General features: G+C 46.0%; 19 protein-coding genes. 8 read left to right on the plus strand and 11 right to left on the minus strand.

The window, feature by feature from the left end; all coding sequences use genetic code 11:
• Positions 1-6: 6 nt before the first annotated feature.
• The 8 genes from argB to gatC form a co-directional block, all read right to left on the minus strand.
• Positions 7-909 carry an acetylglutamate kinase gene (gene argB / locus CL55_RS10085; RefSeq protein WP_046330968.1) on the minus strand — a complete coding sequence of 301 codons (903 nt, stop codon included), beginning with the start codon at positions 907-909 and terminating at the stop codon, positions 7-9.
• Positions 910-935: 26 nt separating this feature from the next.
• Positions 936-1,313, minus strand: coding sequence for an RNA polymerase-binding protein DksA (gene dksA, locus CL55_RS10090; RefSeq protein ID WP_046331310.1), 378 nt, complete (start codon positions 1,311-1,313; stop codon positions 936-938).
• A 225-nt stretch (positions 1,314-1,538) separates the two neighbouring features.
• Positions 1,539-2,600, minus strand: a complete 1,062-nt coding sequence (locus CL55_RS10095; protein ID WP_046330969.1) for a CobW family GTP-binding protein — start codon at positions 2,598-2,600, stop codon at positions 1,539-1,541.
• Positions 2,601-2,666: 66 nt separating this feature from the next.
• Entirely contained in the window at positions 2,667-3,668 is a 1,002-nt protein-coding gene (locus tag CL55_RS10100) for a tyrosine recombinase XerC (protein WP_046330970.1), read from the minus strand.
• Entirely contained in the window at positions 3,649-4,323 is a 675-nt protein-coding gene (locus CL55_RS10105) for a DUF484 family protein (RefSeq protein WP_046330971.1), read from the minus strand. The genes CL55_RS10100 and CL55_RS10105 overlap by 20 nt, the downstream gene beginning before the upstream one ends.
• A 35-nt stretch (positions 4,324-4,358) precedes the next feature.
• Positions 4,359-5,831 carry an Asp-tRNA(Asn)/Glu-tRNA(Gln) amidotransferase subunit GatB gene (gatB, locus tag CL55_RS10110; protein ID WP_205621276.1) on the minus strand — a complete coding sequence of 491 codons (1,473 nt, stop codon included), beginning with the start codon at positions 5,829-5,831 and terminating at the stop codon, positions 4,359-4,361.
• On the minus strand, positions 5,828-7,345 hold the full coding sequence (gatA, locus tag CL55_RS10115; RefSeq protein ID WP_046330972.1) for an Asp-tRNA(Asn)/Glu-tRNA(Gln) amidotransferase subunit GatA: 1,518 nt from the start codon (positions 7,343-7,345) through the stop codon (positions 5,828-5,830). Before gatA ends, gatB begins: the two co-directional genes overlap by 4 nt.
• Positions 7,342-7,635 (minus strand): Asp-tRNA(Asn)/Glu-tRNA(Gln) amidotransferase subunit GatC, encoded by a 294-nt coding sequence (gene gatC / locus CL55_RS10120; RefSeq protein WP_046330973.1) that lies wholly within the window; start codon positions 7,633-7,635, stop codon positions 7,342-7,344. Before gatC ends, gatA begins: the two co-directional genes overlap by 4 nt.
• 62 nt (positions 7,636-7,697) lie before the next feature.
• On the opposite strand from gatC, the gene CL55_RS10125 reads away from it, so the two are divergent.
• From CL55_RS10125 to rodA, 5 genes are read left to right on the plus strand one after another with little or no spacing between them, the layout of a single operon-like run.
• Positions 7,698-8,741 (plus strand): rod shape-determining protein, encoded by a 1,044-nt coding sequence (locus CL55_RS10125; protein ID WP_046330974.1) that lies wholly within the window; start codon positions 7,698-7,700, stop codon positions 8,739-8,741.
• Positions 8,742-8,765: 24 nt separating this feature from the next.
• Positions 8,766-9,695: a rod shape-determining protein MreC gene (gene mreC, locus CL55_RS10130; protein WP_046330975.1), complete on the plus strand. Its 930-nt coding sequence runs from the start codon at positions 8,766-8,768 to the stop codon at positions 9,693-9,695.
• Positions 9,692-10,216, plus strand: coding sequence for a rod shape-determining protein MreD (mreD, locus tag CL55_RS10135; protein ID WP_046330976.1), 525 nt, complete (start codon positions 9,692-9,694; stop codon positions 10,214-10,216). Before mreC ends, mreD begins: the two co-directional genes overlap by 4 nt.
• Positions 10,217-10,224: 8 nt before the next feature.
• A complete protein-coding gene (gene mrdA, locus CL55_RS10140; RefSeq protein WP_046330977.1) occupies positions 10,225-12,132 on the plus strand; it encodes a penicillin-binding protein 2 in 1,908 nt (635 codons plus the stop codon).
• A complete protein-coding gene (rodA, locus tag CL55_RS10145; RefSeq protein WP_046330978.1) occupies positions 12,114-13,265 on the plus strand; it encodes a rod shape-determining protein RodA in 1,152 nt (383 codons plus the stop codon). The genes mrdA and rodA overlap by 19 nt, the downstream gene beginning before the upstream one ends.
• A gap of 93 nt (positions 13,266-13,358) precedes the next feature.
• Here rodA and CL55_RS10150 read toward each other — a convergent pair whose 3' ends face one another.
• Positions 13,359-13,643 carry an HU family DNA-binding protein gene (locus CL55_RS10150; RefSeq protein ID WP_046330979.1) on the minus strand — a complete coding sequence of 95 codons (285 nt, stop codon included), beginning with the start codon at positions 13,641-13,643 and terminating at the stop codon, positions 13,359-13,361.
• A 113-nt stretch (positions 13,644-13,756) separates the two neighbouring features.
• A complete protein-coding gene (locus CL55_RS10155) occupies positions 13,757-14,122 on the minus strand; it encodes a hypothetical protein (protein WP_046330980.1) in 366 nt (121 codons plus the stop codon).
• A 161-nt stretch (positions 14,123-14,283) separates the two neighbouring features.
• On the opposite strand from CL55_RS10155, the gene CL55_RS10160 reads away from it, so the two are divergent.
• Positions 14,284-15,186: an aspartyl/asparaginyl beta-hydroxylase domain-containing protein gene (locus CL55_RS10160; RefSeq protein ID WP_046330981.1), complete on the plus strand. Its 903-nt coding sequence runs from the start codon at positions 14,284-14,286 to the stop codon at positions 15,184-15,186.
• Positions 15,187-15,189: 3 nt separating this feature from the next.
• Here the strand turns inward: CL55_RS10160 and CL55_RS10165 are convergent, their stop codons facing one another.
• A complete protein-coding gene (locus CL55_RS10165; protein ID WP_046330982.1) occupies positions 15,190-15,486 on the minus strand; it encodes a DUF167 domain-containing protein in 297 nt (98 codons plus the stop codon).
• A gap of 22 nt (positions 15,487-15,508) precedes the next feature.
• Here CL55_RS10165 and can point away from each other — a divergent pair, with 22 nt between their 5' ends.
• Positions 15,509-16,174: a carbonate dehydratase gene (gene can, locus CL55_RS10170; protein ID WP_046330983.1), complete on the plus strand. Its 666-nt coding sequence runs from the start codon at positions 15,509-15,511 to the stop codon at positions 16,172-16,174.
• A gap of 8 nt (positions 16,175-16,182) precedes the next feature.
• On the plus strand, positions 16,183-17,070 hold the full coding sequence (locus tag CL55_RS10175) for an LpxL/LpxP family acyltransferase (protein ID WP_046330984.1): 888 nt from the start codon (positions 16,183-16,185) through the stop codon (positions 17,068-17,070).
• Positions 17,071-17,092: the final 22 nt, after the last annotated feature.

Raw genomic sequence — 17,092 nt, forward strand, 5'->3', positions numbered from 1 at the left:
CAACTCTTAGCGGGAACGAATCATCGTACCGAATGCTTGCTCTGTCAGAATCTCCAGTAATAAGGAGTGCTCAATTCGTCCATCAATAATGTGTACTGAATTTACGCCACTCTTTGCCGCATCTAATGCAGAAGAAATCTTTGGCAACATGCCACCAGAAATGGTGCCGTCAGCAAATAAGCCATCAATTTCACGTGCAGTCAGGTCGGTTAAAAGCGTACCGCTCTTATCCATTACACCTGGAATATTGGTCATCATAACTAATTTTTCTGCATGCAAAATTTCTGCCATCTTGCCAGCCACCAAGTCAGCATTAATATTGTAGGCCTGACCCTCTTCGCTAAATCCGATTGGAGAGATCACCGGAATAAAGGCATCATCCTGCAACGCTTTTACAACTGCAGGGTTAATCGTATCAATCTCACCAACAAAACCTAAATCAATAGTTCCGCCAGGCTTCTTTTCGTCGGCAACCAGCATCTTCTTTGCACGAATCAAGCCACCATCTTTGCCAGTCAAACCAACCGCTTGGCCACCAAAGTGATTAATCAACATCACAATATCTTGCTGCACTTCACCGCCCAGAACCCACTCAACCACTTCCATGGTCTCTTCATCGGTCACGCGCATGCCTTGAATAAAAGTGCCAGTCTTACCAATCTTTTTCAGAGCTTCATCAATTTGTGGGCCGCCGCCATGCACCACTACTGGGTTCATACCAACCAGCTTCAGCAAAATGACATCGCGTGCAAAGCTTTCCTTCAGGCGCTCTTCAACCATGGCGTTTCCACCGTACTTAATCACAATGGTCTTACCGTGATAAGCGCGAATGTAAGGCAAGGCCTCGGCCAAAATCTCCGCCTTTAATAAAGGAGAGATGTCACTAATAGTTGGGGATTGCTTTGTCATTGCTACTTTTATATTCGGTCTACTGATTAATCGCCAAACAACTTTTGACGCAGTTCACGACGTTCTTGCGCCTCTAGCGAGAGATTGGCCGTTGGGCGTGCAATGAGGCGGTTCAGGCCAATCGGCTCACCAGTCTCTTCACACCAACCGTAATCACCAGACTCAATACGGGCTAAGGCCTGCTCAACTTTTTTCAAGAGCTTGCGCTCACGATCACGCGTGCGCAACTCTAGAGCATGTTCCTCTTCAATCGTTGCCCGATCCGCTGGATCAGGAACTAAAATATTTTCGCGCAAATGCTCTGTTGTTTCCGAGGCATTTTTCAGAATGTCGCCCTTTAAGGTCAATAACTTCTGACGGAAAAAATCTAACTGGCCGGCATTCATATAGTCCTTTTCGGACATCTTGAGTAATTCAGCTTCTGTTAAAGGGGCACCTTTGGCAGCTTTTGTGCTTGCCGCTTTACTAGGGGCTTTTGCTGCAGCCGTAGATTTCGTTGGTGTTTTTACCGTCATTTCATTCTTTCCATGGATCTAAATCATTATTACTTCATTCTGCCAAATTTTTACTACCCTTTTAGCCAATATTTATTAATGTTGGCCGTGGCGCGGGATTGTACTTTAAATTTCCTAGACCAAACAGCCCTCAAGCCCAGCCAGCAGGGTGTCTTTGGGCAAATCTATTCCAATAAAGACCATGCGGGTTTGCTTGGGCTCTGCACCCCATAAACCAGCCATATCACTGCCCATCATCTGATGGACGCCCTGGAACACGACTTTTCGGTTACTCCCCTTCACATAGAGGACGCCTTTGTAGCGCAACATCTTCTCACCGAAGACCTCCAAAATGCCCCCCAGGAAGTCTTCTAATTTTTTATGGTCAAAGGGTTTATCACTACGAAAAACGAAGGATTGGATCCGGTCTGTATGGCCTGCATGATCATGGTGATCGTGACTATGATCATGACCACAGGTGCTGTGATCGTGATAGTCATGACTGTGATCATGGCCACAAGTAGCGTGATCATGATCATCTTGTCCTAAAAAGTGAGGATCAATATCGAGCTTCGCGTTCAAATTAAAGCCCTTAAGATCCAAAACAGCATCCAGAGGAACGATCCCTTTAGAAATTCCCTGAATTGGGGCCCGGGGATTCATGTGCATTAGGCGATTGCGCAAGGCATCTACTTGGGCAGGCGTCACCAAATCGGTCTTAGTAATAAAGATTTGATCAGCAAAGCCCACTTGGCGCTGTGCCTCTTCATGTTCGGTTAATTGTTGCGGGCCATGCTTGGCATCCACCAAAGTGACTACGGCATCTAGAACATAGTGGTCTGCTACGTCGTCATCCATAAAGAAGGTTTGAGCTACCGGGCCCGGATTAGCCACACCAGTGGTTTCAATAACCACGCGCTCAAAGCTAATTTTTTTGTCCCTACGTTGCTCCCAAAGCTCATTCAGAGCTTCAACCAGATCTCCACGGATGGTGCAACAAATACAACCATTGCTCATTTGCACAATGTTCTCTTGATTATCTTGAACCAAGATGTCGTTGTCGATATTCTCTTCGCCAAACTCGTTCTCGATCACAGCAATTTTTTTGCCATGCTCTGCAGTCAGTATGTGTTTGAGCAAAGTGGTTTTGCCGCTACCCAAAAAGCCCGTGAGAATTGTTACCGGAATTAACGCCATCTTTGATCCTATCAAAATCTATAAATACATTTCCCAAACGGGAAACCTTCTATCTTACCGAGTTCTTCAAGCTTTGCCGGCTTTCGCACGAGGATGCGCCTTGTCATATGCCTGTGCTAGGTGCTGGAAGTCTAAAGAGGTGTAAATCTGGGTGCTGGCGATGCTGGCGTGCCCCAACATCTCCTGCACCGCCCTCAAATCCTGAGAAGACTGCAATACATGGCTAGCGAAGCTATGGCGCATCATGTGCGGGTGTACATGGGTAGGAAGACCCGCCCGCATGGCTAAGGTGCGTAAGCGCGCTTGAACGGTACGGGGAGACAAACGCGCTCCCGTAGCGGAAATAAATAAAGCCATTGATGCATCTGCCTGTTCAAGCAAGTCTCGAGCTGCACGCCAAACTTTGAGAGACTGCATTGCTGGTCCACCAATAGGAACTGAGCGACGTTTACCGCCCTTACCCAAAACCGTCACCTCTGCAGCATCCCAGTCCAGCCAGCCAGCAGACTCATGTTGACGATCCTTGCTTTGCATCACATCAATTCCCAATAGTTCTGATAAACGCAGGCCAGAGGAATAAAGCAAATCAATGATCGCAGCATCACGCACCGTCTCTAGATCCTTTTTTTCCTCAGCTTCTTTGACGGCCTGATTTACTAAGGAGAGGGCTTGCTCAACTGAAAGCGCCTTTGGCAAAGACTTCAAACGTTTAGGTGCTTTTACATCATCAACAGGATTGGCGACTAGGTTTGCAGTAATCCTGCCTGCCTGTGCATCCTTGCGTGCATCTTTCTCAGTCAACCAGTCATACCAGCCGCGCCAAGCAGAAAGCGCTCTTGCAATCGTGCGAGATGACTTTCCTTTGGAGTGTAGGCGACCAGCCCAGCGACGTACGTGAGCGTTGCTTACCTTTAACAGGTCAATAGTATCGTCTGCGGCCAGCGTTTGTAACTCGCTTAGATCCATGCGGTACGCTTTCAGCGTATGCGGTGAGAGCTGCCTTAATACATGCAGCTCGTACAGATACTCTTGCATCAGGGGATGCAGATTAGCTGGTACTCGGCTCATAAGCCTGGATGCGATCCAAAGCTGCAGCGGTAAGTTCAGCAATCTGACGCAAATAGAACGCGCCCATATCCGCAGTAAAACGGGACTCGTCTTTGCTTGCCAGTAAAAGCACTGCGGGTGATTGCGCCATACCAATACTTTTGCCCAATGGCAGGCCAATAGCCACCATGCTTTGCCAGGCAGGATCGATACTCACTTGAGTTGCCAACAAATCGACACTCGCTGCAGCTAGCTCTTTGGCAGAGCCGCAAAGCGGTGTATCAATCCAAGGTCCGAATGCCGTATTGGGCGACAAGAGTTGGGCCGACTCGACTTCAAATACCTCTGCCAAACCCGAAGTCACCGCAGACTCTACTTCTGCCTTCGAATTAGCGCTCATCAGACGCAACAGCCAGGCGACTAGACTTTGCTGAGTTTTATCATTCCGACTTCCAAAATGAAGCATCTCACTCAGACGACGATTGAGTTCTTGGTTTTGTGTACGCAACAAAGTCATCTGGCGCTCTTGCAAGGAGACTGCACGATCCCCATGGGGATGCTTCAAGCGAATTTCATTTAAAAGATTAGCGTAACGCTCAAAGAAGCCGGGGGTTGCGCGCAACCACTCTGCTACCAATTCTTCTTGCTCGGCTTGCTTAGGATCGATTGCGCTCATCTATCTCTTTCTCGCTTATGTTCTGATTTCATTTTTTAGCTCAGCTTTTTACGTAGCAGCTCATTCACTTGACCTGGATTCGCCTTGCCTTGCGAAGCTTTCATAATCTGGCCTACCAAGGCATTGAATGCCTTTTCTTTGCCAGAACGGAATTCTTCAACGGACTTCTCGTTGGCCGCTAACACTTGATCAATCATGACTTCAAGCTCACTACTATCGCTAATCTGCTTCAAACCTTTAGCATCAATCACTTGATCAACGGTACTGATGGCTTTACCTGCTGCAGCCTCTTCCCACAAGATTGCAAAGATATCTTTTGCAATCTTGTTAGAGATCGTGCCATCTGCTACACGAGTTAATAGCGGTGCTAAATGTTTAGCTTTTAGTGGTGCATCCGCAGTAGCAATTCCTGCGCGATTCAGTGATGAAGCAAACTCACCTGCAATTAGGTTAGCCGCAGCTTTTGCCAAAGTATTACCAACAATCGCTAGTAGCTCTTCAAATATCTTTGCAGTCTCGCGATCTTGCGTGAGTAGTTGTGTGTCGTAGGCGCTTAAGCCAAATTCACTTTGCCATTGCTCACGAAGCTGTGCTGGTAAAGCTGGCATTTGGCTACGCACATCGGCAATCCAGGCATCATCAATTACTACCGGCAATAAATCTGGATCCGGGAAATAGCGATAGTCATTAGCGTCCTCTTTACTGCGCATACTGCGAGTTTCTTGACGATCGGGATCGTATAGCCGAGTTTCTTGGACAACTTTGCCACCATCCTCAATCAATTCAATTTGTCTACGCACTTCGTATTGAATTGCCTCTTCCAAAAAGCGGAAGGAATTTAAGTTCTTAATTTCGCAGCGGGTACCAAATTCTTTTTGGTCTACAGGTCGAACAGATACGTTAGCATCGCAACGGAAAGAGCCCTCTTGCATATTGCCATCGCACACACCCAACCACACTACCAATGAATGTAATGCTTTTGCATATGCCACTGCTTCGGCTGCACTGCGCATCACTGGCTCGGTCACAATTTCCAATAATGGTGTACCAGCACGGTTTAAATCGATGCCGCTCGATGCCTCGCCATGTGGACCTAAGAATCCTTCTTCATGAACTGACTTACCAGCATCCTCTTCCATGTGGGCGCGCGTGAGCTCTACTACTTTGACTTGATCACCAACCAATATTTCGAGATGACCACCAACCACTATGGGGAGGTCCATCTGGCTAATCTGGTAGCCCTTTGGTAAGTCAGGATAGAAATAATTCTTACGAGCAAAAATACTTGCTGGTGAAATCTTGGCATTGACGGCCAAACCAAAACGAATAGCATGCTCAACCGCTTGACGATTTAATACCGGCAATACCCCTGGTAAAGCCAAGTCAACAGCACAGGCTTGGGTATTTGGGTCAGCACCAAAACGCGTACTAGCACCGCTAAAAATTTTAGATTGAGTTTGTAACTGTGCGTGGGTCTCAAGACCAATAACGATTTCCCATTGCATCATGCCCCCTCGCTTGCTTGACGCAAATGCCAATCACTGTTTTGCTGATATTGATGCGCCACTTGAAGTAAGCGCGCCTCAGAGAAATAATTACCAATTAACTGCATACCGATCGGCAAATTACTTGTATTGAAGCCACAAGGTACGCTCATTGCAGGTAGCCCCGCCAAGTTAGTGGAGAGTGTATAAATATCTTCTAAGTACATTTGTACTGGGTCTTTTGATTTTTCACCTAAGCGCCATGCAACATCTGGGGCAACTGGCCCTAGGATGACATCGCATTTCTCAAATGCCGCTTGGAAGTCCGCTGCAATAATGCGACGAATTTTTTGAGCCTGCAAGTAGTAAGCATCGTAATAGCCATGACAAAGTACATAAGTGCCAACCAAGATGCGGCGCTTTACTTCTGCGCCAAATCCTTCTGTGCGTGATTTCTTATACATGTCAGATAAATCACGATATTCATTTGCGCGGTGTCCGTAACGTACACCATCAAAGCGACTCAAATTACTTGAGGCTTCAGCTGGAGCTAAAACGTAATACACCGGGATTGATAGCTTAGTTTTTGGCAAACTCACTTCTATCAACTCTGCGCCTAATTGTTGTAAAGCTTTTGCTGCGGCATTTACTGCATTGGCTACCTCCAGCGCAAGGCCTTCAGCAAAGAATTCCTTCGGCAAGCCCACTCTCAAACCTTCTAAGGGCTTTGCTGAGTTAGCGCTATCTTTTATCCATGACTGAGTGAGGTAGCGCCCATAATCTTCCCCAGAATCTGCCAGAGAGGTTGAGTCTCGGGGATCGTGTGAGGACATCGCCGAGAGCAATAAAGCACAATCTTCGGCTGTTTTTCCCATTGGACCCGCCTGATCCAGTGAAGAGGCATAAGCAATCATCCCGTAACGAGATACACGCCCATAACTGGGCTTGATGCCGGTCAGCCCGCAAAAAGCTGCTGGCTGACGTATTGAGCCTCCAGTATCAGTACCTGTTGCAATGGGGGCTAATCCTGCTGCCACTGCCGCTGCAGATCCTCCGGATGAACCGCCAGCAACATATTCTGAATTCCAAGGATTTAAAACTGGTCCATAGGCTGAATTTTCATTAGAGGAGCCCATTGCAAACTCATCCATATTGGTCTTGCCAAGACAAACCATACCAGCACCATTTGGGTTCAGCTCGTCTGGAATTCCGAGATTAGAGACCACTGTTGCATCAAATGGGCTCTGGTAACCCTCAAGCATTTTAGAAGCGGCTGTCGACTTCCAGCCACGGGTCACAAAGACATCCTTATGAGCAACTGGGATGCCCGTTAACTTTCCAGCTTTACCGGAGGCGATAATTTTATCTGCTTTAGAGGCTTGGTCTAAACTTAAGTGAGCACTTACATCAAGATATGCATTCCAATGCTTTCCGGCCTCAATTCGATCCAGAAAGTACTGCGTCAGCTCAACGCTGGAGACCTCTTTAGCAGCCAATGCTTTGGCCATCAGTGCAATAGGGAGTTGATGCCAGCTCATTCGATCACCCGTGGAACTAAGAAGTAGCCATCCTGCTCAGCAGGGGCAGATTGCATGTTTTCGGCACGATGATCAACTTCAGTCACTGCGTCACTTCGCAAGGGTTGCGCCAAATCGCGTAAAAAGAGGATGGGGTGTGCCAAGGGGGCGAGACCGCTCGTGTCGACCGCCTGCATCTCCTCAACTAAAGCAAAAACCGCCTGTAATTGAGGTAGTACCGCCTCGGCTTCTGCCTGACTTAAGTCAAGACTGGAAAGGTGCGCAATGCGCTGGACATCATTCAGTTTCATGGGGCGCTAGGGTATCATTCATAAATATATTTTTTAACACCTACTTATTTTCTCACTACATCATGTTTGGTTTTTTTCGCAGCTACTTTTCTAATGACCTGGCCATCGACCTAGGTACCGCTAACACCTTAATTTACATGCGTGAACGGGGTATTGTGCTTGATGAACCCTCAGTTGTGGCAATTCGCACTGAAGGTGGTCCAAATGGCAAAAAAACCATTTTGGCCGTTGGAAAAGAAGCGAAGGCCATGCTGGGGCGGGTTCCGGGAAATATTGAGGCTATTCGCCCAATGAAAGACGGTGTTATTGCCGACTTCACCATTACCGAGCAAATGCTCAAGCAATTTATCAAAATGGTGCATGAAAGTAAACTGCTCAAGCCAAGCCCACGCATCATTATTTGCGTTCCTTGCGGCTCCACCCAAGTTGAGCGTCGCGCTATTCGCGAATCCGCATTAGGTGCAGGGGCATCACAAGTATTTTTAATCGAAGAGCCCATGGCTGCCGCGATTGGTGCAGGTCTGCCAGTCTCCGAGGCGGCTGGCTCTATGGTCGTTGATATCGGCGGCGGCACAACTGAGGTTGGCGTGATGTCACTCGGCGGCATGGTTTACAAGGGCTCTGTTCGTGTTGGCGGCGATAAGTTTGATGAAGCCATCACAAACTACATTCGTCGTAACTACGGTATGTTGATCGGGGAACAAACTGCTGAGTTAATTAAAAAAACAATTGGCTCTGCTTTCCCTGGGGCTGAAGTACGTGAGATGGAAGTGAAGGGTCGCAACCTTTCTGAAGGTATTCCCCGTAGCTTCACTGTCACTAGTAATGAGATTTTGGAGGCCTTAACCGATCCATTGAATCAAATCGTTACTGCTGTAAAAGCTGCTCTCGAACAGATTCCACCAGAGCTAGCATCAGATATCGCCGAGCGCGGCATGATGCTAACTGGTGGCGGTGCACTATTGCGAGATCTCGATCGCCTATTACTAGAAGAAACTGGTCTGCCAATTCATGTTGCTGAAGATCCCCTCACTTGCGTCGCTCGAGGTTGCGGTATTGCATTAGAGCGCATGGACAAGCTGGGCGGCGTGTTCTCACAAGAGTAATTGACTTAAGCGTCGATTAGGGAATTGCAACATAGCGCTCCACCTCTTTTTAGACAAGGCGTTCCGGCTTTAGTTAAACTGATTGTCTGTCTTTCGATTAGCATCGCATTGATGTTGATCGATTTTCGCTACAAAGCACTCGATCCCATTCGCAATAATGTCAATTGGTTATTGCGCCCACTAGAGTATGTGATGATGATGCCGCGCAATTTATTTGAGGCGACATCAGAATACTTCACTAGCCGCGGAACTCTAGAAAAAGAAAATCGAGAAATGAAGGTGCGGCAAGCGGAACTCTCTTTGCTTGCAAATCAATCCGAGTTTCTGCTGATAGAGAACCAAAATCTACGTCAGCTAATGGATTTGCAAAAGCAAGTTCCATTCGAAACATTACCAGTTGAAATTCTGTTCAATCCACCCAATCCAATTTCTCAGCGCATTGTGATTAATCGTGGACGTAATGACGGTCTTAAGCTGGGCAATCCCATTGCAAGTGATTCAGGTATCTTAGGTCAAGTAATCCGTGTATACGATCACTCGGCAGAAGTGTCTCTATTAGAAGATCGTGACTTTGCGGTACCCGTACAAGTGGCACGCAATGGCTTAAGAGCTGCTGTTTTTGGAACTGGGCGCGCTAACCCGCTTGAGCTGCGTTACCTACCTGTAGCTAGCGACTTAGAAGTAGGCGATGTGTTGATTACCTCAGGTATTGATGGCGTTTATCCACCTGGCTTTGCAGTTGCTGTGATTAGTCGCATTGAACGAAATGCTGATAAAAATTCTTCTAACGTCTTTTGTGTGCCAGTTGCACCGGCAAACCGCTACCGACAAGCTCTAGCATTACTTTACGATCCGCAATGGGATGCCAAAGCATCTACCGCAAACAGCAAGCCTGATGCACCGCTGACGAATACTCCAGGACGTCGCCAAACCCGTGCGCGAGGCATGCAATGATCGACTTTCAAAGCGGCTATATTCTTCGCCCGGTAAGTGCAGTCTTTATTTATTTCAGCTTATTTTGCGCACTACTACTCAATCTTTTACCAATTGGTAATTACGGCTGGGTACCAGACTGGCTAATTATTTGCATCATATTTTGGAACATCCACCAGCATCGCTACGTTGGCGTAATCATCGCATTTATTCTTGGCTTGTTGATGGACGTTCATAACTCTGACTTGTTAGGCATTAACGCTTTTAGCTATTCATTGGTGGCTTATTTTGCTATCTCCTGGCATCGACGGATCGTCGCTTTAACCGCCTTCACCCAAGCGATGCATTTACTACCAATCTTCTTGCTCGTTTCATTATTCCCAGTACTCGCCCATTGGTTCTTAAGTGGTGAAGTCTATTGGTGGGCGCTCACCGGCGCCATTCAAGCGCTAATTGAGGCAATGTTGTGGCCTTTAGCAACACGTATCTTGCTATCGCCTCAACGTCGTCCTATTGATGTTGATCATAATCGTCCGCTTTAAAACGCCATATGGTTTCTTTTAAAAAACCAGATCTCGACTCGTTTCAAGAGCGCATTCATATTGCGACCCTGTTTGTCACCGTCTGTTTCTTATTACTAGTGACGAGATTGGTGTGGCTGCAAATAGTGAGTCATACCAAATACGCTCTACTTGCAGAGAGCAATAGAATCGCTTTAGTTCCCGCACCGGCGAATCGCGGTCTATTGATAGACCGCAATGGAATCGTGATTGGCAGAAACTATTCGGCACTGACCTTAGATGTCAATGCGGAAGAAGTTAAAGGCAATGTTGATGAGCTGATCGACGAGCTCTCTCAAATTGTATTGATTTCTCCTAGAGATCGAAGAAATTTCAAGCGCTCACTTGAAGATTCTCGCAAAATGGGCACCTTTCCCCTCCGATCTATGCTCACCGAAGTGGAAACAGCTCGCTTTATGGTTAATCGCTACCGCTTTCCGGGTGTCGAGATACGCGCCCGAAGCTTTCGAGAGTACCCCTACAACGAGCTTGCCTCGCATCTGATTGGCTATATTGGGCGAGCTTCTAAGCAAGACATCGAGCGCATGCAAACTGAAATTGATAACTCCAAAGCGAGTGATCCTGATGCGCTACAAACTTCATTTCTGCCGGGCATCCAATATGTGGGGAAAATTGGTATAGAGCAAAGTTACGAAACAGTATTGCGAGGTAGGCCAGGATATGATGAGGTGGAGATTACTGCAGGCGGCAAACCCGTGCGCACACTTTCTAGCTCACCATCGGTGCCAGGTAAAAATGTGGTCCTTTCGGTTGATATCAAGTTGCAATACTTAGTTGAGCAACTGTATGGAAATTTTAGAGGTGCATTTGTTGCGATAGAGCCCGAGACTGGCGATATCTTGGCATTTGTTTCTAAGCCCAACTTTAACCCCAATGATTTTGTTGAGGGTATCGACTCAGTAACGTGGAAAGAGCTGAATGAGTCGCCACAAAAGCCACTGTATAACCGGCCGCTTAAAGGTATTTATCCGCCGGGATCAACTTACAAACCATTTATGGCGCTAGCAGCTTTAGAAACGAAAAAGCGGACACCATCACAAACCATCTCTGATCCAGGTTATTTTGATTTTGGTAACCATACCTTCCGTGATGATAAAAAAGGTGGGCACGGCATTGTTGATATGCAAAAGTCGATCGTTGAGTCTTGTGATACCTACTACTACCATTTGGCGCGCGATATGGGCGTCAACATGATGCATGACTTCATGAAACCATTTGGCTTTGGTCAAATTACTGGCATTGACCTACAAGGTGAATCAAAAGGTGTACTGCCATCCACCGAGTGGAAGAAAAATACCTTCAAAAAGCCGGAGCAGCAAAAATGGTATGAAGGTGAAACTATTTCCTTGGGAATTGGTCAGGGCTATAACGCATTTACTATTTTGCAGCTAGCCCATGGCATGGCCAATTTAGCTAATAACGGCATTGTGATGAAGCCGCATTTAGTCAAGGCGATTGAAGACCCCTTCACGAGAAATCGCACCCTGACTACGCCTAAGGAAAGTTATCGAATTGATCTCGTACCCGAGAATATTGAGATGATTAAGAAAGCAATGGTCGAGGTAAATAATTCTGGAACCTCTGCATCTGTTTTCAAAGGTACTGGATACCAAGTTGGCGGTAAGACTGGAACAGCGCAGGTATTCAGCTTGAATTCGAAAGAATATCACCACGGATCTACAGCAGAATTTTTACGTGATCATGCTTTGTATGTTGCTTTTGCCCCTGCAGAAAAGCCGACAATCGTCCTTGCGATGGTTGTAGAGAACGCAGGATTTGGTGCGCAGCATGCTGCACCGATTGCGCGCAAAGCGCTAGATTTTTATCTTGAAGGTAAATGGCCAAAGGAGATTCCTGAATGGAAAAGAGCGCCATAAATAAAGCAAAGAAAATATTCTTCAGTATTTTTAGCGGACTCGATCGCCAGCTTGGTCTTATTCTACTTGGCTTAGCGGGTATTGGATTTATTACCTTCTTATCTGCAAGTCAAAATACGCCAGTCCGTTTTGAGGATGAACTACGCAATTTAGCGCTTTCTTTTGCAGTCATGTGGATTGTTTCTCGCATTCCACCAAAGTGGTTAGAGATGGCTGCAGTATGGATTTATGGAATCGGCGTTGCACTGCTGATTGCAGTCGCCATATTTGGGTTAATTAAAAAAGGTGCAAGACGTTGGCTCAATATTGGTTTTGTAATTCAACCATCTGAGCTCATGAAGATTGCTATGCCACTCATGCTGGCTTGGTACTTCCAAAAACGCGAAGGCATACAAAAATCTTGGGACTATGGGGTGGCAGCAATCATTCTTGGGATTCCAGTGCTGCTCATTGCGCGTCAACCTGACTTAGGCACCGCGCTCTTAGTGTTTGCTGCAGGTATGTATGCAATTATTCTTGCCGGATTGCCGTGGAAATGGATCCTACCGTTCTTAGGTATTGGCGCCCTTGGCATCATCCTCATCATTATTTTTGGCAGCACGATTTGTGCGCACGATGTTGTCTGGCCATTAGTTCATAACTATCAAAAAAATCGAGTGTGCACTTTGCTCGACCCGAGTAGCGACCCCCTTGGAAAAGGCTTTCACACAATTCAATCGATGATCGCAATTGGCTCAGGTGGATTTTTTGGTAAAGGCTGGTTTCAGGGTACGCAAGCGCATCTCGAGTTTATTCCTGAAAAACATACCGACTTTGTTTTTGCTGTTTTCTCAGAAGAGTTTGGCTTGCTGGGTAACTTAGTTATGTTGGCGCTTTTCTTCGCTTTAATTAAACGAGGTTTAGCCATCTCTGCCAGTGCACCCAATCTATTCACTCGCTTACTAGGCGGATCTGTCACGCTGATTTTCTTCACCTACGCCTTTGTCAACATCGGCATGGTAAGCGGTTTATTACCTGTAGTTGGAGTCCCTCTACCCTTCATCAGCTATGGAGGAACTGCTTTGGTGACTTTAGGGTTTGGTGCTGGTATTTTGATGAGCATTCATCGCCATCGACGCCTGGTTCAAAGTTAAGTATTCAGCTTGGGCATGTGTATGGGATTTTTTTACAGCCCCTAAAAACAAAAAAGCCCGGCATGCCGGGCTTTTTCATCAACAAAGCAAGAATTACTTCTTACGCTTGTTAACTGAATCTTTAAATGCTTTACCAGCAGAAAACTTAACAGTTTTAGCAGCAGCAATTTTGAGTGGCTCACCAGTTTTTGGGTTACGACCCATACGTGCAGCGCGCTTACCAGAAGAGAAAGTACCAAAACCGATCAGCTGTACTGAGTCGCCTTTAGTAACAGCTTTAATGATTTGCTCAATAGCAGAATTCAATGCAAATTCAGCTTTGGCTTTTGAGATCTCAGCGTCGTCAGCAATCGCTGCGATTAGTTCTGCTTTGTTCAAGTGAAGCTCCTTATAGATATTGATATCAGCGCACCTTGCGCTTACATGATTTTAACCACAAAAAATTACAAAAATAAAGCTGTGGCACAGCAAATTTTGTTATTGCCTATTTTTTACTCTTCTATAACTATCACATCGGACACAAAATACTCAGTATCGCCAAAACAGCTTGTAGGCAATCCGATATGCTGTTCATATTTAAGGGCAACTTTTTTACCTAGATTAGCGTTAATTTTTTGTGCCACAGCATCTTCACGGACCGTAAAGAGGAATTTTTCTGACATGGTTCCAGGCATTGAAACCATAGCTAGCTCACCTTCCCAAGTCTTACATACGTAGCCTCGATTGGAAAACTTTTGCACATAGCCAGCACGCTCACCACTCCCGTAGCTCCAATTAAGCATAACCCAGGTGTATGCCACTAAGCCAACTAATCCAATCAATATCAAACTTGAAAGCCATTTTACGAATCTATTCATGTGAATTTCCTTAACAAATCATCTTTGCAGCACTGATTAGGTGCGTTTTTGTGGCCCATTGGGCTTCAATTAACATTGGAGCATACTCATTGCAAAAATAGGGATGAAATGGTGCTCCGTACAAATTAAAATGTAAGTGTTAACGCTTATTGGTACATTTAATGGAACTACGTCACATCATTTTTCTGATCTTTGCTGTATCAGCCATCTATGTTTACTTTAGGGGTTCGGTTCGATTTGGCTTAGTTCGCTCTCTAACAGACTACCAAGTTCTTTTAGCGCCAATTAACAGCCTGCTCTACTTGTTTTCAAAAACCAAGGCTGGGGCATTTATTCCAGTATCAGACTTTCCTGAAATGAAGCCCCTGCAAGATCATTGGCAGATCATCCGTGATGAAGCACTCGCTTTGAACTCAGATGGAGCCATAGCAGCTGCTACGGGATACAACGATATTGGATTTAACTCCTTTTTTCGGACAGGCTGGAAACGTTTTCACCTCTATTGGTATGGCAAAGAAATGCCGTCAGCGCAACTGCAGTGCCCTAAAACTGTTGCCCTTCTCAAATCAATCCCCTCGATCAAGGCAGCAATGTTTGCCTCACTACCCCCCGGAGCAACGCTGGTAAGGCACCGAGACCCTTATGCAGGCTCCCTACGCTATCACATTGGCCTTGTCACTCCAAATGATCCCAAGTGCTTTATTAATGTGGATGGGGAGCGGTATTACTGGAAAGATGGTGAGCCAGTGATGTTTGATGAAACCTACATCCACTATGCGGCCAACGAAACAGATCACCAACGAATTGTCTTATTTTGCGATGTAGAGCGGCCGGTTCACACTAAAGTGGTGCAACTGCTAAATCGCTGGTTTGGGCGTTACGTCATGAGCGCAGCCTCTTCCCAGAACGTTGAAGGAGAGAAAGTGGGATTTGTAAACGTTCTCTTTAAGTATTTTTACCACCTCAGAGCCCAAGCTAAAAAGCTCAAAGCAAAACATCGCAGCGTCTATTACATCGGAAAATGGGTTTTGATTTTGGGAATTTTGTACGCACTATTTTGGTAAGCCCTAAGGGCTTAATGCTTGAGCAATCTGCTCTGGGGTGATTGAGCCCCAGATTTCCACTCGCTTTATGCGGCTGCTTTGTCCCGATAAGAGCTGAATTTGTTTTTGTGGCACCCTCAATTGCTTAGAAAGCCAAGACAGCAGCATTTCATTTGCCTTGTTTTCCAGAGCAGGGGCCTGCAGAGATATCTTGAGACAGCCGTCATGCAGGCCAACCACCTTAGTCAGCTTAGCGCCCGGCTGGCAATGTAGATGAAGAACAATGCCGGTAGGGGTTTGCTTTAACCAAATAGGCATCATTAAATTACTTTAAACTCAAACCATGATTATGAAGAACTCCAACGCCTTAGACCAGCTATTTGCCAATAATCGGGAATGGGCAGAAGCAATGGTCGCCAAAGATGCTAATTTTTTTAAGCGCTTAGTTTCGCAGCAGGCGCCAGAATATTTATGGATTGGCTGTTCAGACAGTCGCGTACCCGCGAACGACATTGTGAACCTGCTGCCTGGCGAACTTTTTGTACATCGTAATGTTGCCAACGTGGTGGTTCATACTGACTTGAACTGCTTATCCGTGATTCAGTTTGCCATCGACTTATTAAAGGTCAAACATATTTTAGTGGTGGGTCATTACGGGTGCTCAGGCGTACATGCCGCCCTAACTGATAAACGGGTTGGCCTTGCTGACAATTGGCTACGTCATGTGAAAGATGTACATCAAAAACATGAGCGCTATCTTGGTGAAGTGATCCCATCTCCAAAACGTCAAGATCGCTTATGTGAGCTCAACGTTATTGAGCAAGTAGTCAATGTTTGTGAAACCACCATTGTTCAAGATGCGTGGTCCAGAGGGCAAGACCTTACAGTGCACGGATGGACTTACCGTCTGGAGACCGGCCTAGTCAACGATTTAGGCATGTCCATTAGCTCTACCGAAGAAATGAACGTGCGCTACGCTAAATCTTTATCTCGCTATGACACTGAATAAATTGAGTTTTGTTTAAAAACTTTTCAAACTATTCTGGGGTAGCACTCCTAAGACTTCTGGTTTCGCTTCCCTATAAGACTTTAGTCTCTATTGGCTATGGCTTAGGCTATCTGGCAGCCAACATTCCCAATGATCGTAATCGCGTAGTCCAAAAAAACTTGGAACTCTGTTTCCCTGAGCTAAGCGCAACAGAAGTTGACCAACTTAGAAAGCAACATTGGCGACTACTGGGTCGTAGCTTGGTTGAAAAAAGCATTATTTGGCTGGGCAGCAAAAAACAGCTTGCCGATATGATTGAGGTTCGCTCGGAGATTGATCTAAGTGATAGGCGGCCTCGTATTTTAGTAAATATGCATTTTATTGGTATTGAAGGCAGCATTATTTTGAGTGCACTTGCCAAGGAAAAGGGTTGGCCACGCACCTCTGGCTTTTTTCAAAGAATGAAAAGCCCTTTCTTCAACAAAAAAATTATTGAATGGCGCAATCGTTTCGGTGGAAATTCAATTGATCGCCAAGGAAACTCGCTTGAGCTCATTCGAGAAATCCGCAAAGGTAGCTTCATCATTATTGCGCCCGATATTGATTTAGGACTTAAAGACTCCGCCTTCGTCCCCTTCTTTAATATTCAAACTAATACGATCACAGCCGTATCGCGTCTAGCCAAAATCACAGGGGCACAGGTCTGCATGATGACTACTACTCTGAAAAAAGATGAGGCTGGCTACATTTGCACTATTAGCAAGCCCCTTGAAAATTTCCCAACCGAAAATCCTGAAGCTGATACAGCTCGGCTCAACAGCATTTTTGAAAAAGAAATTAGGCTCAGGCCAGCCGAATACTACTGGGTTCATAAGCGCTTCAAAAACAGACCTCACAATGAAGCGAGCCCCTACTAGCACTTCTGCCGAGATTCCTTTG

It is taken from the genome of Polynucleobacter duraquae (genome assembly GCF_000973625.1).
Taxonomy (GTDB): domain Bacteria; phylum Pseudomonadota; class Gammaproteobacteria; order Burkholderiales; family Burkholderiaceae; genus Polynucleobacter; species Polynucleobacter duraquae.

Bases quoted from the DNA above. Each gene is read 5' to 3' on its own strand.
- argB (WP_046330968.1), bottom strand. From the start codon at position 909: ATGACAAAGCAATCCCCAACTATTAGTGACATCTCTCCTTTATTAAAG.
- dksA (WP_046331310.1), bottom strand. From the start codon at position 1,313: ATGTCCGAAAAGGACTATATGAATGCCGGCCAGTTAGATTTTTTCCGT.
- CL55_RS10095 (WP_046330969.1), bottom strand. From the start codon at position 2,600: ATGGCGTTAATTCCGGTAACAATTCTCACGGGCTTTTTGGGTAGCGGC.
- CL55_RS10100 (WP_046330970.1), bottom strand. From the start codon at position 3,668: ATGAGCCGAGTACCAGCTAATCTGCATCCCCTGATGCAAGAGTATCTG.
- CL55_RS10105 (WP_046330971.1), bottom strand. From the start codon at position 4,323: ATGAGCGCAATCGATCCTAAGCAAGCCGAGCAAGAAGAATTGGTAGCA.
- gatB (WP_205621276.1), bottom strand. From the start codon at position 5,831: ATGATGCAATGGGAAATCGTTATTGGTCTTGAGACCCACGCACAGTTA.
- gatA (WP_046330972.1), bottom strand. From the start codon at position 7,345: ATGAGCTGGCATCAACTCCCTATTGCACTGATGGCCAAAGCATTGGCT.
- gatC (WP_046330973.1), bottom strand. From the start codon at position 7,635: ATGAAACTGAATGATGTCCAGCGCATTGCGCACCTTTCCAGTCTTGAC.
- CL55_RS10125 (WP_046330974.1), top strand. From the start codon at position 7,698: ATGTTTGGTTTTTTTCGCAGCTACTTTTCTAATGACCTGGCCATCGAC.
- mreD (WP_046330976.1), top strand. From the start codon at position 9,692: ATGATCGACTTTCAAAGCGGCTATATTCTTCGCCCGGTAAGTGCAGTC.
- mrdA (WP_046330977.1), top strand. From the start codon at position 10,225: ATGGTTTCTTTTAAAAAACCAGATCTCGACTCGTTTCAAGAGCGCATT.
- rodA (WP_046330978.1), top strand. From the start codon at position 12,114: ATGGAAAAGAGCGCCATAAATAAAGCAAAGAAAATATTCTTCAGTATT.
- CL55_RS10155 (WP_046330980.1), bottom strand. From the start codon at position 14,122: ATGAATAGATTCGTAAAATGGCTTTCAAGTTTGATATTGATTGGATTA.
- CL55_RS10160 (WP_046330981.1), top strand. From the start codon at position 14,284: ATGGAACTACGTCACATCATTTTTCTGATCTTTGCTGTATCAGCCATC.
- CL55_RS10165 (WP_046330982.1), bottom strand. From the start codon at position 15,486: ATGATGCCTATTTGGTTAAAGCAAACCCCTACCGGCATTGTTCTTCAT.
- can (WP_046330983.1), top strand. From the start codon at position 15,509: ATGATTATGAAGAACTCCAACGCCTTAGACCAGCTATTTGCCAATAAT.